Annotated in this window: 16 protein-coding genes; all 16 read left to right on the top strand. The window is 41.2% G+C overall.

What is annotated here, in order from left to right:
- Positions 1-22: 22 nt before the first annotated feature.
- The 16 genes from tilS to lysS all read left to right on the top strand — a co-directional run bounded on the left by tilS (position 23) and on the right by lysS (position 15,553).
- Entirely contained in the window at positions 23-1,417 is a 1,395-nt protein-coding gene (tilS, locus tag EV282_RS19640; protein WP_242611959.1) for a tRNA lysidine(34) synthetase TilS, read from the top strand.
- Between the two features lie 15 nt (positions 1,418-1,432).
- A complete protein-coding gene (hpt, locus tag EV282_RS19645; protein WP_066285441.1) occupies positions 1,433-1,972 on the top strand; it encodes a hypoxanthine phosphoribosyltransferase in 540 nt (179 codons plus the stop codon).
- A gap of 50 nt (positions 1,973-2,022) precedes the next feature.
- Positions 2,023-3,930, top strand: a complete 1,908-nt coding sequence (gene ftsH, locus EV282_RS19650; protein ID WP_130297519.1) for an ATP-dependent zinc metalloprotease FtsH — start codon at positions 2,023-2,025, stop codon at positions 3,928-3,930.
- Between the two features lie 559 nt (positions 3,931-4,489).
- Positions 4,490-5,260 (top strand): type III pantothenate kinase, encoded by a 771-nt coding sequence (locus tag EV282_RS19660; protein WP_130297521.1) that lies wholly within the window; start codon positions 4,490-4,492, stop codon positions 5,258-5,260.
- A gap of 14 nt (positions 5,261-5,274) precedes the next feature.
- Positions 5,275-6,159, top strand: coding sequence for an Hsp33 family molecular chaperone HslO (hslO, locus tag EV282_RS19665; RefSeq protein ID WP_130297522.1), 885 nt, complete (start codon positions 5,275-5,277; stop codon positions 6,157-6,159).
- Between the two features lie 157 nt (positions 6,160-6,316).
- A complete protein-coding gene (gene cysK, locus EV282_RS19670; RefSeq protein WP_130297523.1) occupies positions 6,317-7,243 on the top strand; it encodes a cysteine synthase A in 927 nt (308 codons plus the stop codon).
- A 439-nt stretch (positions 7,244-7,682) separates the two neighbouring features.
- Entirely contained in the window at positions 7,683-9,113 is a 1,431-nt protein-coding gene (locus tag EV282_RS19675) for an anthranilate synthase component I family protein (RefSeq protein ID WP_130297524.1), read from the top strand.
- A gap of 28 nt (positions 9,114-9,141) precedes the next feature.
- On the top strand, positions 9,142-9,735 hold the full coding sequence (gene pabA, locus EV282_RS19680; RefSeq protein WP_130297525.1) for an aminodeoxychorismate/anthranilate synthase component II: 594 nt from the start codon (positions 9,142-9,144) through the stop codon (positions 9,733-9,735).
- Complete coding sequence (gene pabC, locus EV282_RS19685) at positions 9,720-10,568, top strand: aminodeoxychorismate lyase (protein WP_130297526.1); 849 nt, start codon at positions 9,720-9,722, stop codon at positions 10,566-10,568. The genes pabA and pabC overlap by 16 nt, the downstream gene beginning before the upstream one ends.
- A gap of 25 nt (positions 10,569-10,593) precedes the next feature.
- A complete protein-coding gene (gene folP / locus EV282_RS19690; RefSeq protein ID WP_425590208.1) occupies positions 10,594-11,448 on the top strand; it encodes a dihydropteroate synthase in 855 nt (284 codons plus the stop codon).
- Positions 11,441-11,803 (top strand): dihydroneopterin aldolase, encoded by a 363-nt coding sequence (gene folB, locus EV282_RS19695; RefSeq protein ID WP_130297527.1) that lies wholly within the window; start codon positions 11,441-11,443, stop codon positions 11,801-11,803. Before folP ends, folB begins: the two co-directional genes overlap by 8 nt.
- The gene (gene folK / locus EV282_RS19700) at positions 11,804-12,337 is read left to right on the top strand and encodes a 2-amino-4-hydroxy-6-hydroxymethyldihydropteridine diphosphokinase (RefSeq protein WP_130297528.1); all 534 of its coding nucleotides are present in this window, start codon (positions 11,804-11,806) and stop codon (positions 12,335-12,337) included.
- Positions 12,289-12,486 carry a helix-turn-helix domain-containing protein gene (locus EV282_RS19705; RefSeq protein WP_130297529.1) on the top strand — a complete coding sequence of 66 codons (198 nt, stop codon included), beginning with the start codon at positions 12,289-12,291 and terminating at the stop codon, positions 12,484-12,486. Before folK ends, EV282_RS19705 begins: the two co-directional genes overlap by 49 nt.
- Positions 12,487-12,504: 18 nt before the next feature.
- Positions 12,505-13,521 carry a tRNA dihydrouridine synthase DusB gene (gene dusB, locus EV282_RS19710; RefSeq protein ID WP_130297530.1) on the top strand — a complete coding sequence of 339 codons (1,017 nt, stop codon included), beginning with the start codon at positions 12,505-12,507 and terminating at the stop codon, positions 13,519-13,521.
- A gap of 108 nt (positions 13,522-13,629) precedes the next feature.
- Complete coding sequence (locus EV282_RS19715; RefSeq protein WP_130297531.1) at positions 13,630-14,043, top strand: GreA/GreB family elongation factor; 414 nt, start codon at positions 13,630-13,632, stop codon at positions 14,041-14,043.
- 16 nt (positions 14,044-14,059) lie between these two features.
- On the top strand, positions 14,060-15,553 hold the full coding sequence (gene lysS / locus EV282_RS19720; RefSeq protein WP_130297532.1) for a lysine--tRNA ligase: 1,494 nt from the start codon (positions 14,060-14,062) through the stop codon (positions 15,551-15,553).
- Positions 15,554-16,023: the final 470 nt, after the last annotated feature.

Raw genomic sequence — 16,023 nt, forward strand, 5'->3', positions numbered from 1 at the left:
CGGTGTGAAGGAGCGGGTTAGGTTGCAGCATGTTGAAAATTTTATTAAAAAGCACCAGCTTCTTTCATCTGCGAAAACAGTTGTTGTTGGCGTATCCGGAGGACCAGATTCATTAGCCTTGCTTCATTTTCTATGGAAAAGGTCAGCTAAATACAGTATTAAAGTAGTTGCCGCATCCTTTGATCATAAGCTTAGGGGTGAAGAGTCTGCCCGTGAACTGGCGATGACTGAAAAGTTTTGCTCAGATAGAAACATCCCGTTTGAAGGCGGAGCAGCAGATGTGGCAGACTATCAAAAAGAGAATCATCTTTCACTGCAAACAGCAGCCCGAACATGCAGGTACGATTTTTTTGAGCGGGTTATGAAGAAGTACGAAGCCAATGTTCTGGCGCTCGCTCATCATGGTGATGATCAAGTAGAGACGATGCTCATGAGGATGACAAGAGGAAGTGAAGGATACAGTCTTGCAGGAATACCTGTTAAACGCTCTTTCGCTGAAGGGGAAATTATTCGTCCTTTTTTAGGAATAACGAAAGCCGAAATCGAGCATTATTGTAAAGTGGAAGATCTTTATCCTGTTTATGATCCGTCGAACGAAAGTGAAAAATATGTACGGAACAGGTTTAGAAAAAAAGTGCTGCCTTTTTTAAAACAGGAAAACCCGAATGTTCATGAAAGATTTCAGTATTTAAGTGAAACCATTACAGAAGATGAAGCGTATATATTACATCAGGCTGAAATAGAGTTAGAAAAGGTTTTAATAGTTAAAACAGAGGGGAAAATAGAGTTATCTGTATCCGCATTTAACAAGATGCCTATTCCTTTACAAAAAAGAGGGATTACACTAATATTGAACTATCTGTATAAATTAAATCCTTCATCTCTTTCCTCTGTACATAAGGAAAACTTTCTTAGTTTGCTCGGAAGTGAGCATCCATCCGGATTTTTGCATTTTCCGTCAGGCCTTTTTGTCAGCCGAACTTATGACAGATGTACATTAAGTTTTGAGCAGGTAAAAAATGAAGAACCTTCATATGAGTTATCTATGGATGTGCCTGGCAAAGCAGAAGTTCCGATTGGAATATTAACTGCTGAAATAACGGATCGTGAACCAGCTTCAATTAGAGGAAAAGATGTTTTTGTGTTTTCACCGAATGATGTAAGTCTCCCTTTACGAGTTCGAAACCGCAGACCAGGTGACCGGATGGCGATTGCCGGCGTCGGTACGCGGAAATTAAAAGATATATTTATTGATGCTAAAGTGGCACAAGAAGAACGGAAAGTTTGGCCTGTCGTTGTTAATGCCAACGGCGATATTATATGGCTTCCCGGACTGAAACACACAGGACGCAAACATATAAATCATTCTGAACAGTGGGTTATCTTACGCTTTCAAAAAAATCGCCATGACGTCTAGGAGGCTTGTTGAACTATGCATGATGAAATTTTAGAAACACTTATATCTGAAGAAGCCATTCAAGGGAAGATCAAAGAACTTGGAAAAGAGCTATCAGAGGAATATAAGGACAGTTTTCCATTAGTAATTGGAGTGCTAAAGGGTGCATTACCTTTTATGGCAGACCTGATTAAACGAATGGATATCCACCTCGAGATCGATTTAATGGCTGTTTCCAGCTATGGAGCTTCTACCGTTTCTTCCGGTCAAGTGAAAATCGTTAAAGATTTAGATACTTCCTTAGAAGGTCGAGACGTAATCATTGTAGAAGATATTATTGACAGCGGATTGACTCTTAGCTATTTGGTGAACTTGTTTAAAGCACGCAAGGCCAAAACGGTTAAGATTGTAACATTGTTAGATAAGCCAACAGGACGAAAAGTAGATATTACACCAGATTTAGCTGGCTTTATCGTTCCTGATGCTTTTGTTGTCGGATACGGCTTGGATTATATCGAGAAGTACCGCAACTTGCCTTACATTGGCGTATTAAAGCCAGAGATCTACGAAAAGTAAGAATAACAAAAACCGCATAAGATTTGATTGTTCGCCTAAGGAGGTAAGGAATGAATCGCATCTTCCGTAATACGATATTTTATTTATTAATCTTTTTAGTTGTAGTTGGAGTTGTCAGCTTTTTCAACGGCAACAACAACGAAGTAAAAGAAATCCGTTATGATCAGCTGACAAAGTACATTGAAGACGGTAAAGTAGAAAGCATTGTTTACCAGCCAGAGGGTGGCGTTTATGTTGTCCGAGGAAAGCTGGAGGGAGCGAAAGAAGGAGAAGTATTCCAGACGAATGCTCCGTTAACCGGCAATACACTTGCTGAAATTGAACAGCTTGCAGACAGCGCAAATGTTGAATTCAAACAGCAGGAACAGACGAGCGGCTGGGTTACGTTCTTTACATCGATTATCCCGTTTGTCATTATCTTTATTTTATTCTTCTTCTTGCTTAATCAAGCTCAGGGTGGCGGAAGCCGTGTAATGAACTTTGGAAAGAGCAAGGCAAAACTTTATAACGAAGAAAAGAAAAAAGTTACGTTTAAAGATGTAGCTGGAGCGGATGAAGAGAAACAAGAACTTGTAGAAGTTGTTGAATTCTTGAAAGATCCTCGCAAGTTCTCTGCACTAGGTGCGCGTATTCCTAAGGGTGTTCTTTTAGTCGGACCTCCGGGTACCGGTAAAACACTTCTTGCACGTGCTGTAGCAGGTGAAGCAGGCGTTCCGTTCTTCTCGATCTCAGGTTCTGATTTCGTTGAAATGTTCGTCGGTGTCGGGGCTTCCCGTGTCCGTGATTTGTTTGAAAATGCAAAGAAAAACGCTCCTTGTATCATTTTCATTGATGAGATTGATGCTGTAGGACGTCAGCGTGGCGCTGGTCTAGGTGGCGGTCACGATGAACGTGAGCAGACCCTGAACCAATTGCTGGTTGAGATGGATGGTTTCGGTGCGAATGAAGGAATCATCATCATCGCAGCTACCAACCGTGCTGATATTCTTGACCCGGCACTTCTTCGTCCGGGACGTTTTGACCGTCAGATTCCGGTTAACCGCCCAGATGTAAAAGGCCGTGAAGAAGTTCTTCAAGTGCATGCGCGCAACAAGCCGCTTGCAGAAGACGTTAACTTAAAAACGATCGCGATGCGTACTCCAGGTTTCTCTGGTGCGGATCTAGAAAACTTACTAAACGAAGCAGCATTAGTTGCTGCCCGTTCTGACAAGAAAAAGATCGATATGGACGATGTAGATGAAGCGATTGACCGTGTAATAGCAGGTCCTGCTAAGAAGAGCCGTGTTATTTCTGAAAAAGAAAAGAACATTGTAGCTTACCATGAAGCTGGTCACACAGTGATTGGTCTAGTTCTAGAAGGTGCCGATACCGTTCATAAAGTAACAGTTGTTCCTCGTGGTCAAGCCGGAGGATATACGGTTATGCTTCCTAAAGAAGATCGTTATTTCATGACTAAACCAGAACTAGAAGATAAGATCGTTGGATTGCTTGGAGGCCGTGTTGCTGAAGAGATCACATTCAATGAAGTAAGTACTGGTGCTCATAATGACTTCCAGCGTGCAACGGGTATCGCTCGCCGCATGGTAACGGAGTTTGGTATGAGTGATCGTCTCGGACCAATGCAGTTTGGTTCTTCTCAAGGAGGCCAAGTGTTCTTAGGAAGAGACTTCAATAATGAGCAAAACTACAGTGATGCAATCGCGCATGAGATCGACTTAGAAGTTCAACGCATCATTAAAGAATCTTACGAGCGCTGTCGTCAGATTCTTACAGAACACAATTCTAAGTTAGAAATCATCGCTCAGACATTGCTATCTGTTGAAACGCTTGATGAGGAACAAATCAAAGAGCTTGTTAAAACAGGTCAGCTTCCTGACAAAAAGACGATTTCGAAACCATCTGATGATGTTAAGGTTACACTTAACAAAAAAGATGAAGAAGAACCAAAACAAGATTAATTTTTACAAAAGGATGCCTCAGATCTCGAGGTGTCCTTTTTTTGTAAGTCATTGTTGCTCTTGAAAGCAGTTGATTTCCACTCCAGGTTGCACGCTTTCCACGGGGCGCACGGTGAGCCTCCTGCCGCTTTGCGCCATTAGGAGTCTCCACCTGACCGCTCGTCCCGTAGGAGTCGGCAACCTTACGCTACAATCAACTTTCAATGAAGAAAATAAGGAAACATCCAACAGCAATAGCCATTATAAACCATCCTAATAAAAAGGTTTTTTCTTTTAGTTTCGTTTATTGATGTTCTTTCTCTTCACTGACTAGTTGATTGGAGTGAAAGGTGCGAGACTCCTGCGGGACAAGTGGTCAGGTGAGACCCTTTAAGGCGCGTAGCGGCAAGGGGCTCACCGCCTGCCCCGCGGAAAGCGAGTATCTGTAACGGAAATCAACCACTTCCAAGAGCACCAAAGATTATTCAACGAGTATTCCAATAAGCCACGTTACTTTACTCCTATACGTTTTGTGTTATAACTATTATAGAAACTTAAGATAAGAAGCGGGGACAAATTCATGATTTTTGTGTTTGATGTCGGAAATACGAATATTGTTTTAGGGCTATATGAGAACGATGAACTGAAGCACCATTGGAGAATTCACACATCACGTGAAAAGACAGAAGACGAATACGGCATGCTGGTACTCGATCTGTTTCGCCATGTGAATATTAATAAAGAACAAATTGAAGGAATAATCATATCCTCTGTTGTTCCTCCAATCATGTTCGCATTAGAGCGTATGTGCTTGAAATATTTTAATCAGCGTCCATTGATTGTTGGTCCTGGTATTAAAACCGGGCTGAACATAAAGTATGAAAATCCCAGAGAAGTTGGAGCTGACCGTATTGTGAATGCGGTTGCTGCCATTCATGAATACGATTCTCCATTGATCATTGTGGACTTTGGCACGGCTACAACTTACTGCTATATTAATGAAAATAAGCAATACATGGGCGGTGCAATAGCCCCAGGTATCAATATTTCTACAGAAGCGCTTTACACGAAAGCAGCTAAACTTCCGCGTATCGAGATCGCAAAGCCTGAAGGTGTGATCGGAAAAAATACAGTTAATGCTATGCAAGCCGGCATACTTTATGGATATGTAGGACAAGTAGAGGGTATTGTAAAAAGAATGAAGGAACAATCACCGGTTGAACCAACTGTAATCGCAACAGGCGGTCTTGCGAATCTGATCGCAGCCGAAAGCAGTGTTATTGACCATGTAGATCCTTTCTTAACATTAAAAGGTCTACTGCTTATTTATGATAAAAACAAGAACGGCTAAAAGGATGAGTTATTATGAATGACTATTTAATCAAAGCCCTTGCATTCGACGGGCAAATTCGTGCTTATGCTATTTCAACAACAGAGATGGTAAGCGAAGCGCAGCAAAGACATAATACGTGGCCGACAGCATCAGCTGCACTAGGAAGAGCGATGACTGCTACTACCATGATGGGTATGATGCTAAAAGGCGAAGATAATAAAATCACAGTAAAAATTGAAGGCGGAGGTCCGATCGGCGTAATCATCGTGGACAGCAACACGAAGGGTGAAACGCGCGGTTATGTTACGAATCCTCAGACTCATTTTGATTTAAACAGCAAAGGGAAACTTGATGTGGCAAGAGCTGTTGGAAAGACTGGATATCTATCTGTTTTAAAAGATATCGGTATGCGTGAAAAATTCACAGGACAAGTACCGATGGTTTCAGGTGAACTAGGTGAAGACTTTACGTATTATTTTGCTTCTTCAGAACAGGTTCCTTCTGCAGTAGGTGTTGGAGTTCTTGTAAATCCGGATAATTCCATCAAAGCAGCTGGCGGTTTTATCATTCAGGTAATGCCGAATGCTTCTGATAGTATCGTTGACCTTCTAGAAGAACGTATAAATGCAATACCTCCTATTTCCCGTTTAATCGAAAAAGGATTGTCTCCAGAGGAAATTTTATTTGAGCTTTTAGGAGAGGATCAGGTTCGAATTTTAGAAAAGTCACCGGTCCGCTTCCAATGTACATGTTCACACGAACGGTTCGGACAAGCGATTGTAAGTCTTGGAGAACAAGAAATCAAAGATATTATTGAAGAAGACGGTCAAGCGGAGACAAACTGCCAATTTTGTAACGCAACCTATGTTTTTTCAAAAGAAGAACTTCAAACTTTGCTTGAACAAGCAAAATCCTAAACCCGGAATCTTTCCGGGTTTTGATTTACACATGAAAATTATTTTTTAGCGTACGATTGTAATAGGGCGGAAATCACAGGCTTTTAAATTGACACTTAATTTCCAAAGTTGATACAATTAATCCAATAAAAATACTCGGTTTTAGGAGTGATGTCAAATGGCACGTGTGGCACAGTCGATTACAGATTTAATTGGTCAAACGCCTGTTGTGAAATTAAATCGCTTAACAACAGATGATATGGCAGATGTGTACTTGAAATTAGAATTTATGAATCCAGGAAGCAGTGTAAAAGATCGGATTGCATTAGCGATGATCGAAGAAGCTGAAGAGAGCGGCAAGTTAAAAGCGGGGGACACGATCGTCGAGCCTACAAGCGGAAACACGGGAATTGGATTAGCGATGGTTGCAGCAGCAAAAGGATACAAAACAGTTCTTGTTATGCCTGAAACAATGAGTATGGAAAGACGGAATTTGTTAAGAGCATACGGAGCAGAACTTATATTAACTCCAGGACCCGAAGGAATGGGCGGAGCGATCCGGAAGGCTGAGGAACTATCAAAAGAAAAAGGCTATTTCATGCCTCAGCAATTTAAAAATGAAGCAAATCCAAAAGTTCATAAAAATACGACCGGAAAAGAAATCATCGCACAATTTCCTGACGGTCTTGATGCATTTGTGTCAGGCATCGGTACAGGCGGAACGATCACGGGTGCAGGTGAGGTAATTAAAGAAAAATATCCGGAAGCGAAAATTTACGCTGTAGAGCCGACGGATTCTCCTGTTCTTTCAGGCGGAAAACCAGGACCGCATAAGATACAAGGAATAGGTGCAGGATTTGTTCCCGATATTTTAAAAACTGATGTTTACGATGAAGTCTTAACGATCTCAAATGATGAAGCATTTGAATGGGCAAGAAGAGCAGCCCGTGAAGAAGGCCTATTAGGAGGCATCTCCTCAGGTGCCGCAATCGCAGCTGCCTTAAAAGTAGCCAAAAAGCTCGGAAAAGGAAAAAAGGTACTCGCTGTAATTCCAAGCAACGGTGAAAGATACTTAAGCACACCGCTATACCAATTCGAAGACTAGCATAACCGCTCCCTTATGGGGGCTTTTTTTATTCGAAAGATAACGACGAAACGCGAAAGCTTCGTTTTAGACCCGTTATCGGGTACTTGTTGTAAATTTTACGGTATGTGTTCTTATATTTATTACACGTTCGCTCAGAATCTTTAAGTTACGCTCAAAAATGGCGAGTTACGCTCAAAATCTTCTAGCTTCGCTCAAACAGACCTTAGTTACGCTCAAGATCGTCTTTCTTCGGTCAAAGGAACTAAAATCAAGGCAAAACTTAAGAGACTGACCGCACGCCACACGGAAAGTGAGCATCCTGGAGCGGAAATCAACACTGCCAAAGCAAAAATCATACATAAATTCGTTTGAAAATGCAGGAAATTGACAGAAAGATGTGCCAAAGTGAAATGCCTCATGTACAATGTAAACAGAAGATTTTTGGGAGAGTGACCTTATGGGGAAGAACAAGAAATGGCATGTGCTGCATACTAACATTCCGCTTTCGAAAGAAGAGTGGTTTTTTAAATATAAAACGTTGTCGGCAACCGAACCGCGTCATGTTTTATTGGAGAGCGGAAGAACAGGAAAGTACAGTATTATCGGACTTTCGCCATTTGCTGAGGTTTCTGGAAAAGAAAATGTTTTAACGGTAAAAACAGACGACGGGATCTCGATAAAAAAAGGACCCGTTTACAAAGAGTTTCAACAATGGTTTAAGCATTTTGAGATCGAACCCGTTCATGGTCTGCCGGATTTTACAGGTGGGGCAATCGGATACTTGAGTTATGACCTGACTCGTGAATTCGAGAAACTTCCAGCACGTGCAGATGATGACCTCGGACTGCCTGATTTATACTTTTTATTATTCAAAGATGTATTCGTTTATGATCATGAGACGAACAAGCTTTGGATTCTTGTGTTAAGTGAAGAAAAAGACGATCCATATAGCCTGGACAAGCTGCGTGCTTTTAAGGAGATGTGGCACACACCTAGCTCCCCGGAGACTGCAAGAATTTTTGACCAAAGTTTTTCAAACGATGACAACTTTAAGCATGTATCTATGACTGAAGATGTTTTCGTTGAAGCGGTCAAAAAGATCCAATCCTATATCTCTGACGGAGACGTATTTCAGGTGAATCTATCTGTGCGCCAATCAAAGGCACTGCAGACGGAGCCTTTTAACATATATGAGGAATTAAGAAGAATTAACCCTTCACCTTATATGGGGTATTTACAAACCCCTGATTTCCAGCTGGTAAGTGCTTCTCCAGAACTTTTAGTAAAGAAAAAAGGCGATTGTGTAAGTACCCGGCCTATAGCAGGTACACGCCCGCGCGGCAGAACGGAAGAAGAAGATCTTGAGCTTGCAAATACCCTCATCGAAAATGAAAAAGAACGTGCAGAACATGTGATGCTCGTTGATCTTGAAAGAAACGATCTTGGCAAAGTTTCAGCCTACGGAACAGTTAAGGTAGATGAGTTCATGGTGATCGAAAGGTATTCACATGTTATGCATATTGTCTCAAATGTAGTCGGTAAGCTTCGTCCGGAATGTGATGCGTTCGATTGTATCAAAGCGACATTCCCTGGTGGAACAATAACGGGTGCGCCGAAAGTGAGAACGATGGAGATCATTGAAGAACTTGAGCCAGTCAGAAGAGGCGTTTATACAGGAAGTATCGGATGGATCGGGTTTAACGGTGATACAGAAATGAATATCGCAATACGCACGATGGTATGTCAAAATGGAACTGCGCATGTTCAAGCAGGCGCGGGTATTGTCATTGACTCGATACCGGAAAGTGAATATAAAGAGAGTTTGAAAAAAGCAGAGGCGCTGTGGCGTGCCAAAGAGCAAAGTGAGCTCGGGTCAATTTTGGTATAAAACAGTACATGAGAGGAGAAGAGACGAGATGATTTTAATGATTGATAACTATGATTCTTTTACGTACAACCTCGTTCAATATTTAGGTGAGATGGGTGAGGAGCTAGTCGTAAAACGAAATGATGAAATTACGATTAAAGAGATCGAGGAGTTAAATCCAGAATTTCTGATGATATCCCCTGGCCCATGCTCTCCGAATGAAGCGGGCATTAGTTTAAAAGCAATTGAATATTTTGCTGGGAAGATTCCTGTATTCGGCGTATGTCTCGGACACCAGGCGATCGCCCAGGTTTTTGGCGGAGACGTAATACGGGCGGACAGATTGATGCATGGCAAAGTTTCTCCGGTGCTTCATGATGGAAAAACCGTATATGAAGGCTTAGAACAGGAATTTCCTGCAACACGCTACCACTCTTTGATTGTCAAAAGAGAAACGCTGCCGGATTGTTTTGAGATTTCCTCGTGGACAAAAGAAGGCGAGATTATGGGAATCCGCCATAAAGAACTCCCGATCGAAGGGGTGCAATATCATCCAGAATCTATTTTAACGGAGGACGGAAAGAAACTCTTAAGAAACTTTATTGATTTCTATAAAGGCAAAAACGTATGTACATCTATATAAACGGAAAAGTTCTAGCGAAGGAAGAGGCCAAAATATCTCCTTATGACCACGGATTCATGTATGGTCTTGGAGCGTTTGAAACGTTCAGAACATATAATGGCTTCCCTTATTTGATTGATGAACATATGGGACGGCTTCATGAAGCACTTAAAGAGTTAAATATTGATGCAGAATTAAATACAGATCATGTTATAGAAGTGGTGCAGACTCTTCTGCAAAAAAACAAACTTGAAAATGCCTATTTTCGTTTAAACGTATCGGCAGGCAACGGTGATATAGGTTTGCAAACACAGCCTTATGAAAATCCTGCGGTTATTCTTTTTACGAAGCCACTACCGAACCAGCTGCCTTCAGCGAAAGAACTGATTGTACTCAATACTGTCCGCAACACTCCTGAAGGTAAACAAAGGCTAAAGTCCCATCACTATTTAAACAGTATACTTGGCAAAAGAGAGCTTAAGGATCCAGTCGGCCAAGAAGGAATTTTCCTGTCAGAACAAGGATTCATCAGTGAAGGCACAGTCTCCAACCTTTTTTGGTTTAAGGATGAAACCTTGTTCACTCCGGGATTATCAACAGGTATTCTAAATGGAATTACAAGAAAATGGGTATTAAATGCTTCCAAGAAATTGAACATTCCTTTTGAAACGGGGAATTATAAAATAAATGAACTTCATGATGCGGATGAAGTATTTCTAACGAATTCGATACAGGAACTTGTCCCGGTTAACCGGTTCGAACAAAAACAGTTTCCTGGAACGAACGGACAGTTTTTTCAAAAACTGAAAGCAAAGTACAAGGAAGATACGAATAATAGACGCCGAACGATTTAAGGGTTTAAGAAAGGGAAGATAGTCTATGCATGAAATGATCATGAATCAGCCTAAGCTTGTATGCGGAGAATACGTCCTCGATTTTTCGAAAAAAACATATGTGATGGGGATCCTCAACGTAACTCCTGATTCTTTCTCAGATGGCGGACATCATAACCGGATTGAGCAAGCCATCGTCCACGCAAAAGAGATGGTGAAGGACGGAGCTGACATTATTGATGTTGGCGGTGAATCCACTAGACCTGGAGCTCTAAAAGTAACGTTAGATGAAGAACTGGAACGGGTGATCCCTGTCATTGAAGCATTGAAAAAGGAAGTCAATGTTCCGATTTCGATCGATACGTATAAAGCAGAAACGGCAAGACAAGCAGTTCAAGCTGGTGCTCATATCATCAATGATGTATGGGGTGCAAAACTGGATCCTGAGATGCCGCGTGTTATGGCCGAAACAAATGTACCGGTGATCTTAATGCATAACCGATTCGATACCAACTATCAGGAGTTCATGGCCGATGTGATTGCTGACTTAGAACATAGTATAGCAATAGCCGTTAAGGCAGGTGTTAAACCAGAAAACATTATACTTGATCCTGGTATCGGATTCGTAAAATCCTTTCAGCAAAATCTTGAAACCATGAGAAGACTGGATGAAATAACTAATATGGGCTATCCCGTACTGCTGGGTACTTCCCGAAAATCCGTGATCGGAAAAGCGCTGGATCTTCCAGTTGATGAACGTATGGAAGGAACCGGTGCTACAGTATGTCTTGGCATTGAGCGAGGATGTTCGATCGTTCGTGTTCATGATGTTAAAGAAATGAGCAGGATGGCAAAAATGATGGATATAATGCTCGGGAAAGGTGCTGAGAGCCATGGATAAAATGTATGTGACAGGTATGAAATTTTATGGTTATCACGGCGTTTTTGCTGAGGAACAAAAGCTCGGCCAGCGGTTCAACGTAGATGTAACACTGTCGATGGATCTTTCGAGAGCGGGACTTACTGATGAACTAGATCAAACGGTTAACTATAAGGAAGTTTATGATGCAGTAAAGAAGATCGTTGAGGGAGATCCAGTTAAACTTCTAGAGTCTCTGGCTGAAAGCATCGCTGCCTCTTTGCTTGGCAAGTTCACTTCAGTTGATGAAACAACGGTCAAAGTAATAAAACCTGATCCTCCAATCCCGGGACATTATGATTCGGTTGCTGTGGAGATCACAAGGGGCAGAAGTTAGATGAAACAAATCAATACAGCTTACTTGTCTATCGGTTCTAATATGGGAGACAGGGAAGGACTGCTCAAAAAATCAATAGAGCTTCTTAACGGATATCCAAATGTTTTAATAGAAAGTGTATCTTCTATCTATGAGACAGACCCAGTTGGATTTACTGATCAGCCGCTGTTTTTGAATTTAGCCATAAAACTCAAAACCAGTCTTTCTCCACAGGCATTATTGAGTATAATGCAAGAGGTGGAGAACAATCTGGACAGAAAAAGGGTTCAAAAATGGGGACCTCGAACAATAGACCTTGACATTTTATTGTATAATAGTGTAAGTATACAGACGGAAGACTTAGAAATTCCGCATCCACGTATGCTTGAAAGGGCATTTGTTCTGATACCTCTTAGTGAAATTGCTCCTGATAATATTTATCCGGATAAAACAATTTCTTTACATCAAGTCCTTTGCGAACAAAGAGATAAAGAAGGTGTACGCATATGGAAGAAGACAGACTGGGAAGGCGCATCCGTGCGTTCAGAAAGTTAAAAGGCTATACACAAGAGCAGCTAGCTAAAGATATCGGTATTTCGGTGTCGGTTCTTGGCGAGGTGGAAAGGGGCAGCCGAAAGCCCAAAGTAGATTTACTCCACAAAATAGCGAATCAATTTTGCATTAACGTTGAAGAGTTACAGTAAGCAGATAGATTTTATTAAATGATTGGAAACGAGGTGATATGGACGTTGAAAATCGGTGATATTACATTGAAAAATCCTGTTGTCCTTGCCCCTATGGCAGGTGTGTGCAACCCTGCATTCCGTTTGATCGCAAAAGAGTTTGGAGCTGGGCTTGTGTGTGCAGAGATGGTAAGTGACAAGGGAATTCTTTATGAAAATGAAAGATCGCTTAAGATGCTGTATGTAGATGAACGTGAAAAACCGTTAAGCCTTCAAATTTTCGGTGGAGAACGTGAATCATTGGTAGCTGCGGCTAAATACGTTGATAAGCATACAAATGCAGATATAATTGATATCAATATGGGATGCCCGGTTCCTAAAATCACAAAGTGTGATGCGGGGGCAAAGTGGCTCCTTGATCCAGACAAGATCTATGAGATGGTAGCTGCAACAGTAGATGCTGTTCAAAAGCCAGTAACAGTAAAGATGCGGGTCGGATGGGATGAAGATCACATTTATGCTGTAAAAAACGCACAGGCAGTCGAACGTGCAGGCGGTGCAGCAGTAGCGGTTCATGGTCGTACACGTGTTCAGATGTATGAAGGAACAGCTAATTGGGATATCATCAAAGAAGTAAAACAAAATGTTTCGATTCCTGTAATCGGAAATGGTGATATTTCAACACCCCAAGAAGCAAAAGAACGTCTTGAGAAATATGGCGTTGACGGTGTAATGATCGGCAGAGCGGCTCTCGGAAATCCCTGGATGCTTTACCGTACCGTTCAATACCTGGAAACAGGAGAGATTCTTCCGGAACCTGATGCTCGTGAAAAAATGAACATCTGCATGCTGCACATGGATCGTTTGATCGAGCTTAAAGGCGAAGATGTTGCAGTTCGAGAAATGAGAAAACATGCAGCATGGTATCTTAAAGGGTTACCAAAGACAGGAACTGTTCGAAATGAAATTAACCAGATGACGACGCGTGATGACATGAGCAAGGTATTGTTCAATTACGTAGAACAAGTCGAAGAGATACAGCAAAAAATCAGCTAATTATAGTGACATACAGCCAGATCATCAGATGACTGGCTGTTGTTTGCTTAAATGGTCAAAACAGCAGCCGGTGTTTTCTTATATTATAAAATTTAGGGGGAAAAGCATATGAATATGCTAAAACTCACACAAGAAGGCACCAGGAAGCTTGAGAAAGAACTTCAATACTTGAAAAAACGCAAAAAGGAATTTCGGAACTCACCTGAAAAAGATTTCATAATGAGCCGGATGGAAGAGATAGAGAGTGTATTATCATCTTCTGTTACTTGGCCAGTTGTAAGAGAAGCGGGAGATTTTGTAGAAGCCGGTTCAACCATTACAATAGAGGAAACCGTCTATAAAGAGAGATACACATACACGATTGTTCATCCTTATGAAGCGGATCCCCGTGATAATATGATTTCTATTCAGTCCCCAATTGCAAAAGCCGCCATTGGCAAAACAGTAAATACATTGATTTGTATACAAGTACCGGCGGGTGAAAATTTAACTTATAACATAATAGATATTCAAAACTGCTAAAGGTAGGAGTGTTCCCATGAGTCAAGAAGTAGAATTAAATGATTTGCTGCGTGTGCGGCGTGAAAAGTTAGCTTCTCTAACAGAGAAAGGATTAGATCCGTTCGGTACAAAGTTCAACCGTACCCATACAGCTGCTGATCTTGCAAATGAATACGGAGAAGTTGAAAAAGAAGAACTCGACAGTCAGGAGATTGAAGTAACTCTTGCTGGTCGTATCATGACTAAGCGCGGAAAAGGTAAAGCTGGTTTTGCTCATATTCAGGATTTAACTGGTAAAATTCAGATTTACGTAAGACAGGATGCAGTCGGCGAAGATCAATATGATTTGTTCAATACTATTGATATTGGTGACTGGGTAGGGATTACAGGGTTAGTTTTCAAAACAAAAGTTGGAGAACTTTCTATTAAAGCGAAAGACTTTCAGCTTTTAACTAAATCCTTGCGTCCTCTTCCAGACAAGTTCCACGGATTAAAAGATGTTGAACAGCGTTACCGCCAGCGTTACGTTGATCTGATCATGAACCCGGAAGTAAAAGATACTTTTATCTCTCGTTCAAAGATTATCCGATCTATGCGTCGTTACTTAGATGACCATGGCTACCTGGAAGTTGAAACACCAACCATGCATTCTATTCCTGGGGGTGCATCTGCCCGTCCGTTTATTACACATCACAATGCATTGGACATGGAGCTTTACATGCGTATCGCGATCGAGCTTCATTTAAAGCGTCTAATCGTCGGTGGTCTTGAAAAGGTTTATGAAATCGGCCGTGTATTCCGTAATGAAGGTGTATCTACTCGCCATAACCCGGAATTCACGATGATTGAACTGTATGAAGCTTATGCTGATTACCTTGATATTATGGAACTTACTGAAAACCTGATCGCTCATATTGCTGAAGATGTGCTTGGATCAACTACTGTAAAATATGGTGACTACGAAGTAGATCTTAAGCCTCGCTGGAAGAGAGTTCATATGGTCGATGCCATTAAAGAAGCAGCGGGTGTAGATTTCTGGCCGGAGATGTCAGATGAAGAAGCGCGCGAATTAGCTAAGAAGCATAATGTGCCAGTTAAAGATAATATGTCTTACGGGCACGTTGTAAATGAATTCTTTGAGCATTTTGTTGAAGAAAAGCTTATTCAGCCTACATTTGTTTACGGACATCCTGTTGCGATCTCTCCTCTTGCTAAAAAGAATCCAGAGGATCCGCGCTTTACGGACCGTTTCGAATTATTTATCGTAGGACGCGAACATGCTAATGCGTTCTCGGAACTTAATGATCCGATCGATCAGCGCGAACGTTTTGAAGAGCAATTAAAAGAACGTGCTGAAGGTAATGATGAAGCACACATGATGGATGAAGATTTTGTAGAGGCACTTGAATATGGTATGCCTCCAACTGGCGGACTTGGAATCGGTATTGATCGTTTAGTTATGTTATTAACGAATTCACCATCTATCCGAGACGTATTGTTATTCCCGCAAATGCGTCATTCAGAGAAATAAGTTATTTAAAACCAGCCTAGTGCTGGTTTTTTTATTTAAACAGGAATGGATTGTTTTTATTTTGAGAAAGATAAATGGGGTGCTGACCAAGCAATTGCCATTTCACAATATCTTGTGTTTAAAGGTGAATTGCTTAGCCCATATTGTAATTAGCACTATATCGGTTTTGTTTGAAGAAAAAATGTTTAATTATTTTAAGGAAAACTATTGTACAAGAGCGAAAATGGTGGTATATTATTCTTCGTCGCAAGGAATACTAACGTGTTGATTGCTTCTCTAAAACGATTTAAAGTTTTTTGAGAAAGCTGTTGACAACAAGGGTTGCGGCATGATAACCTAATAAAGTCGCCAAAACGAGCGGCATTAAAAAAGGTTAAACAAGTTCTTTGAAAACTGAACAAAAGCAAAGGTAAGGAATTAAGAATTAATTCCGTCAGTAACAAATGAGAGCAAGTCAAACACTTTTATGG

Source organism: Fictibacillus sp. BK138 (assembly GCF_004216955.1).
Classification (GTDB): domain Bacteria; phylum Bacillota; class Bacilli; order Bacillales; family Fictibacillaceae; genus Fictibacillus.

What these genes read in the sequence shown, in the direction of transcription:
- hpt (WP_066285441.1), top strand. Translation starts at nt 1,433, where the DNA reads ATGCATGATGAAATTTTAGAAACACTTATATCTGAAGAAGCCATTCAA.
- ftsH (WP_130297519.1), top strand. Translation starts at nt 2,023, where the DNA reads ATGAATCGCATCTTCCGTAATACGATATTTTATTTATTAATCTTTTTA.
- EV282_RS19660 (WP_130297521.1), top strand. Translation starts at nt 4,490, where the DNA reads ATGATTTTTGTGTTTGATGTCGGAAATACGAATATTGTTTTAGGGCTA.
- hslO (WP_130297522.1), top strand. Translation starts at nt 5,275, where the DNA reads ATGAATGACTATTTAATCAAAGCCCTTGCATTCGACGGGCAAATTCGT.
- cysK (WP_130297523.1), top strand. Translation starts at nt 6,317, where the DNA reads ATGGCACGTGTGGCACAGTCGATTACAGATTTAATTGGTCAAACGCCT.
- EV282_RS19675 (WP_130297524.1), top strand. Translation starts at nt 7,683, where the DNA reads ATGGGGAAGAACAAGAAATGGCATGTGCTGCATACTAACATTCCGCTT.
- pabA (WP_130297525.1), top strand. Translation starts at nt 9,142, where the DNA reads ATGATTTTAATGATTGATAACTATGATTCTTTTACGTACAACCTCGTT.
- pabC (WP_130297526.1), top strand. Translation starts at nt 9,720, where the DNA reads ATGTACATCTATATAAACGGAAAAGTTCTAGCGAAGGAAGAGGCCAAA.
- folP (WP_425590208.1), top strand. Translation starts at nt 10,594, where the DNA reads ATGCATGAAATGATCATGAATCAGCCTAAGCTTGTATGCGGAGAATAC.
- folB (WP_130297527.1), top strand. Translation starts at nt 11,441, where the DNA reads ATGGATAAAATGTATGTGACAGGTATGAAATTTTATGGTTATCACGGC.
- folK (WP_130297528.1), top strand. Translation starts at nt 11,804, where the DNA reads ATGAAACAAATCAATACAGCTTACTTGTCTATCGGTTCTAATATGGGA.
- EV282_RS19705 (WP_130297529.1), top strand. Translation starts at nt 12,289, where the DNA reads ATGGAAGAAGACAGACTGGGAAGGCGCATCCGTGCGTTCAGAAAGTTA.
- dusB (WP_130297530.1), top strand. Translation starts at nt 12,505, where the DNA reads ATGATTGGAAACGAGGTGATATGGACGTTGAAAATCGGTGATATTACA.
- EV282_RS19715 (WP_130297531.1), top strand. Translation starts at nt 13,630, where the DNA reads ATGAATATGCTAAAACTCACACAAGAAGGCACCAGGAAGCTTGAGAAA.
- lysS (WP_130297532.1), top strand. Translation starts at nt 14,060, where the DNA reads ATGAGTCAAGAAGTAGAATTAAATGATTTGCTGCGTGTGCGGCGTGAA.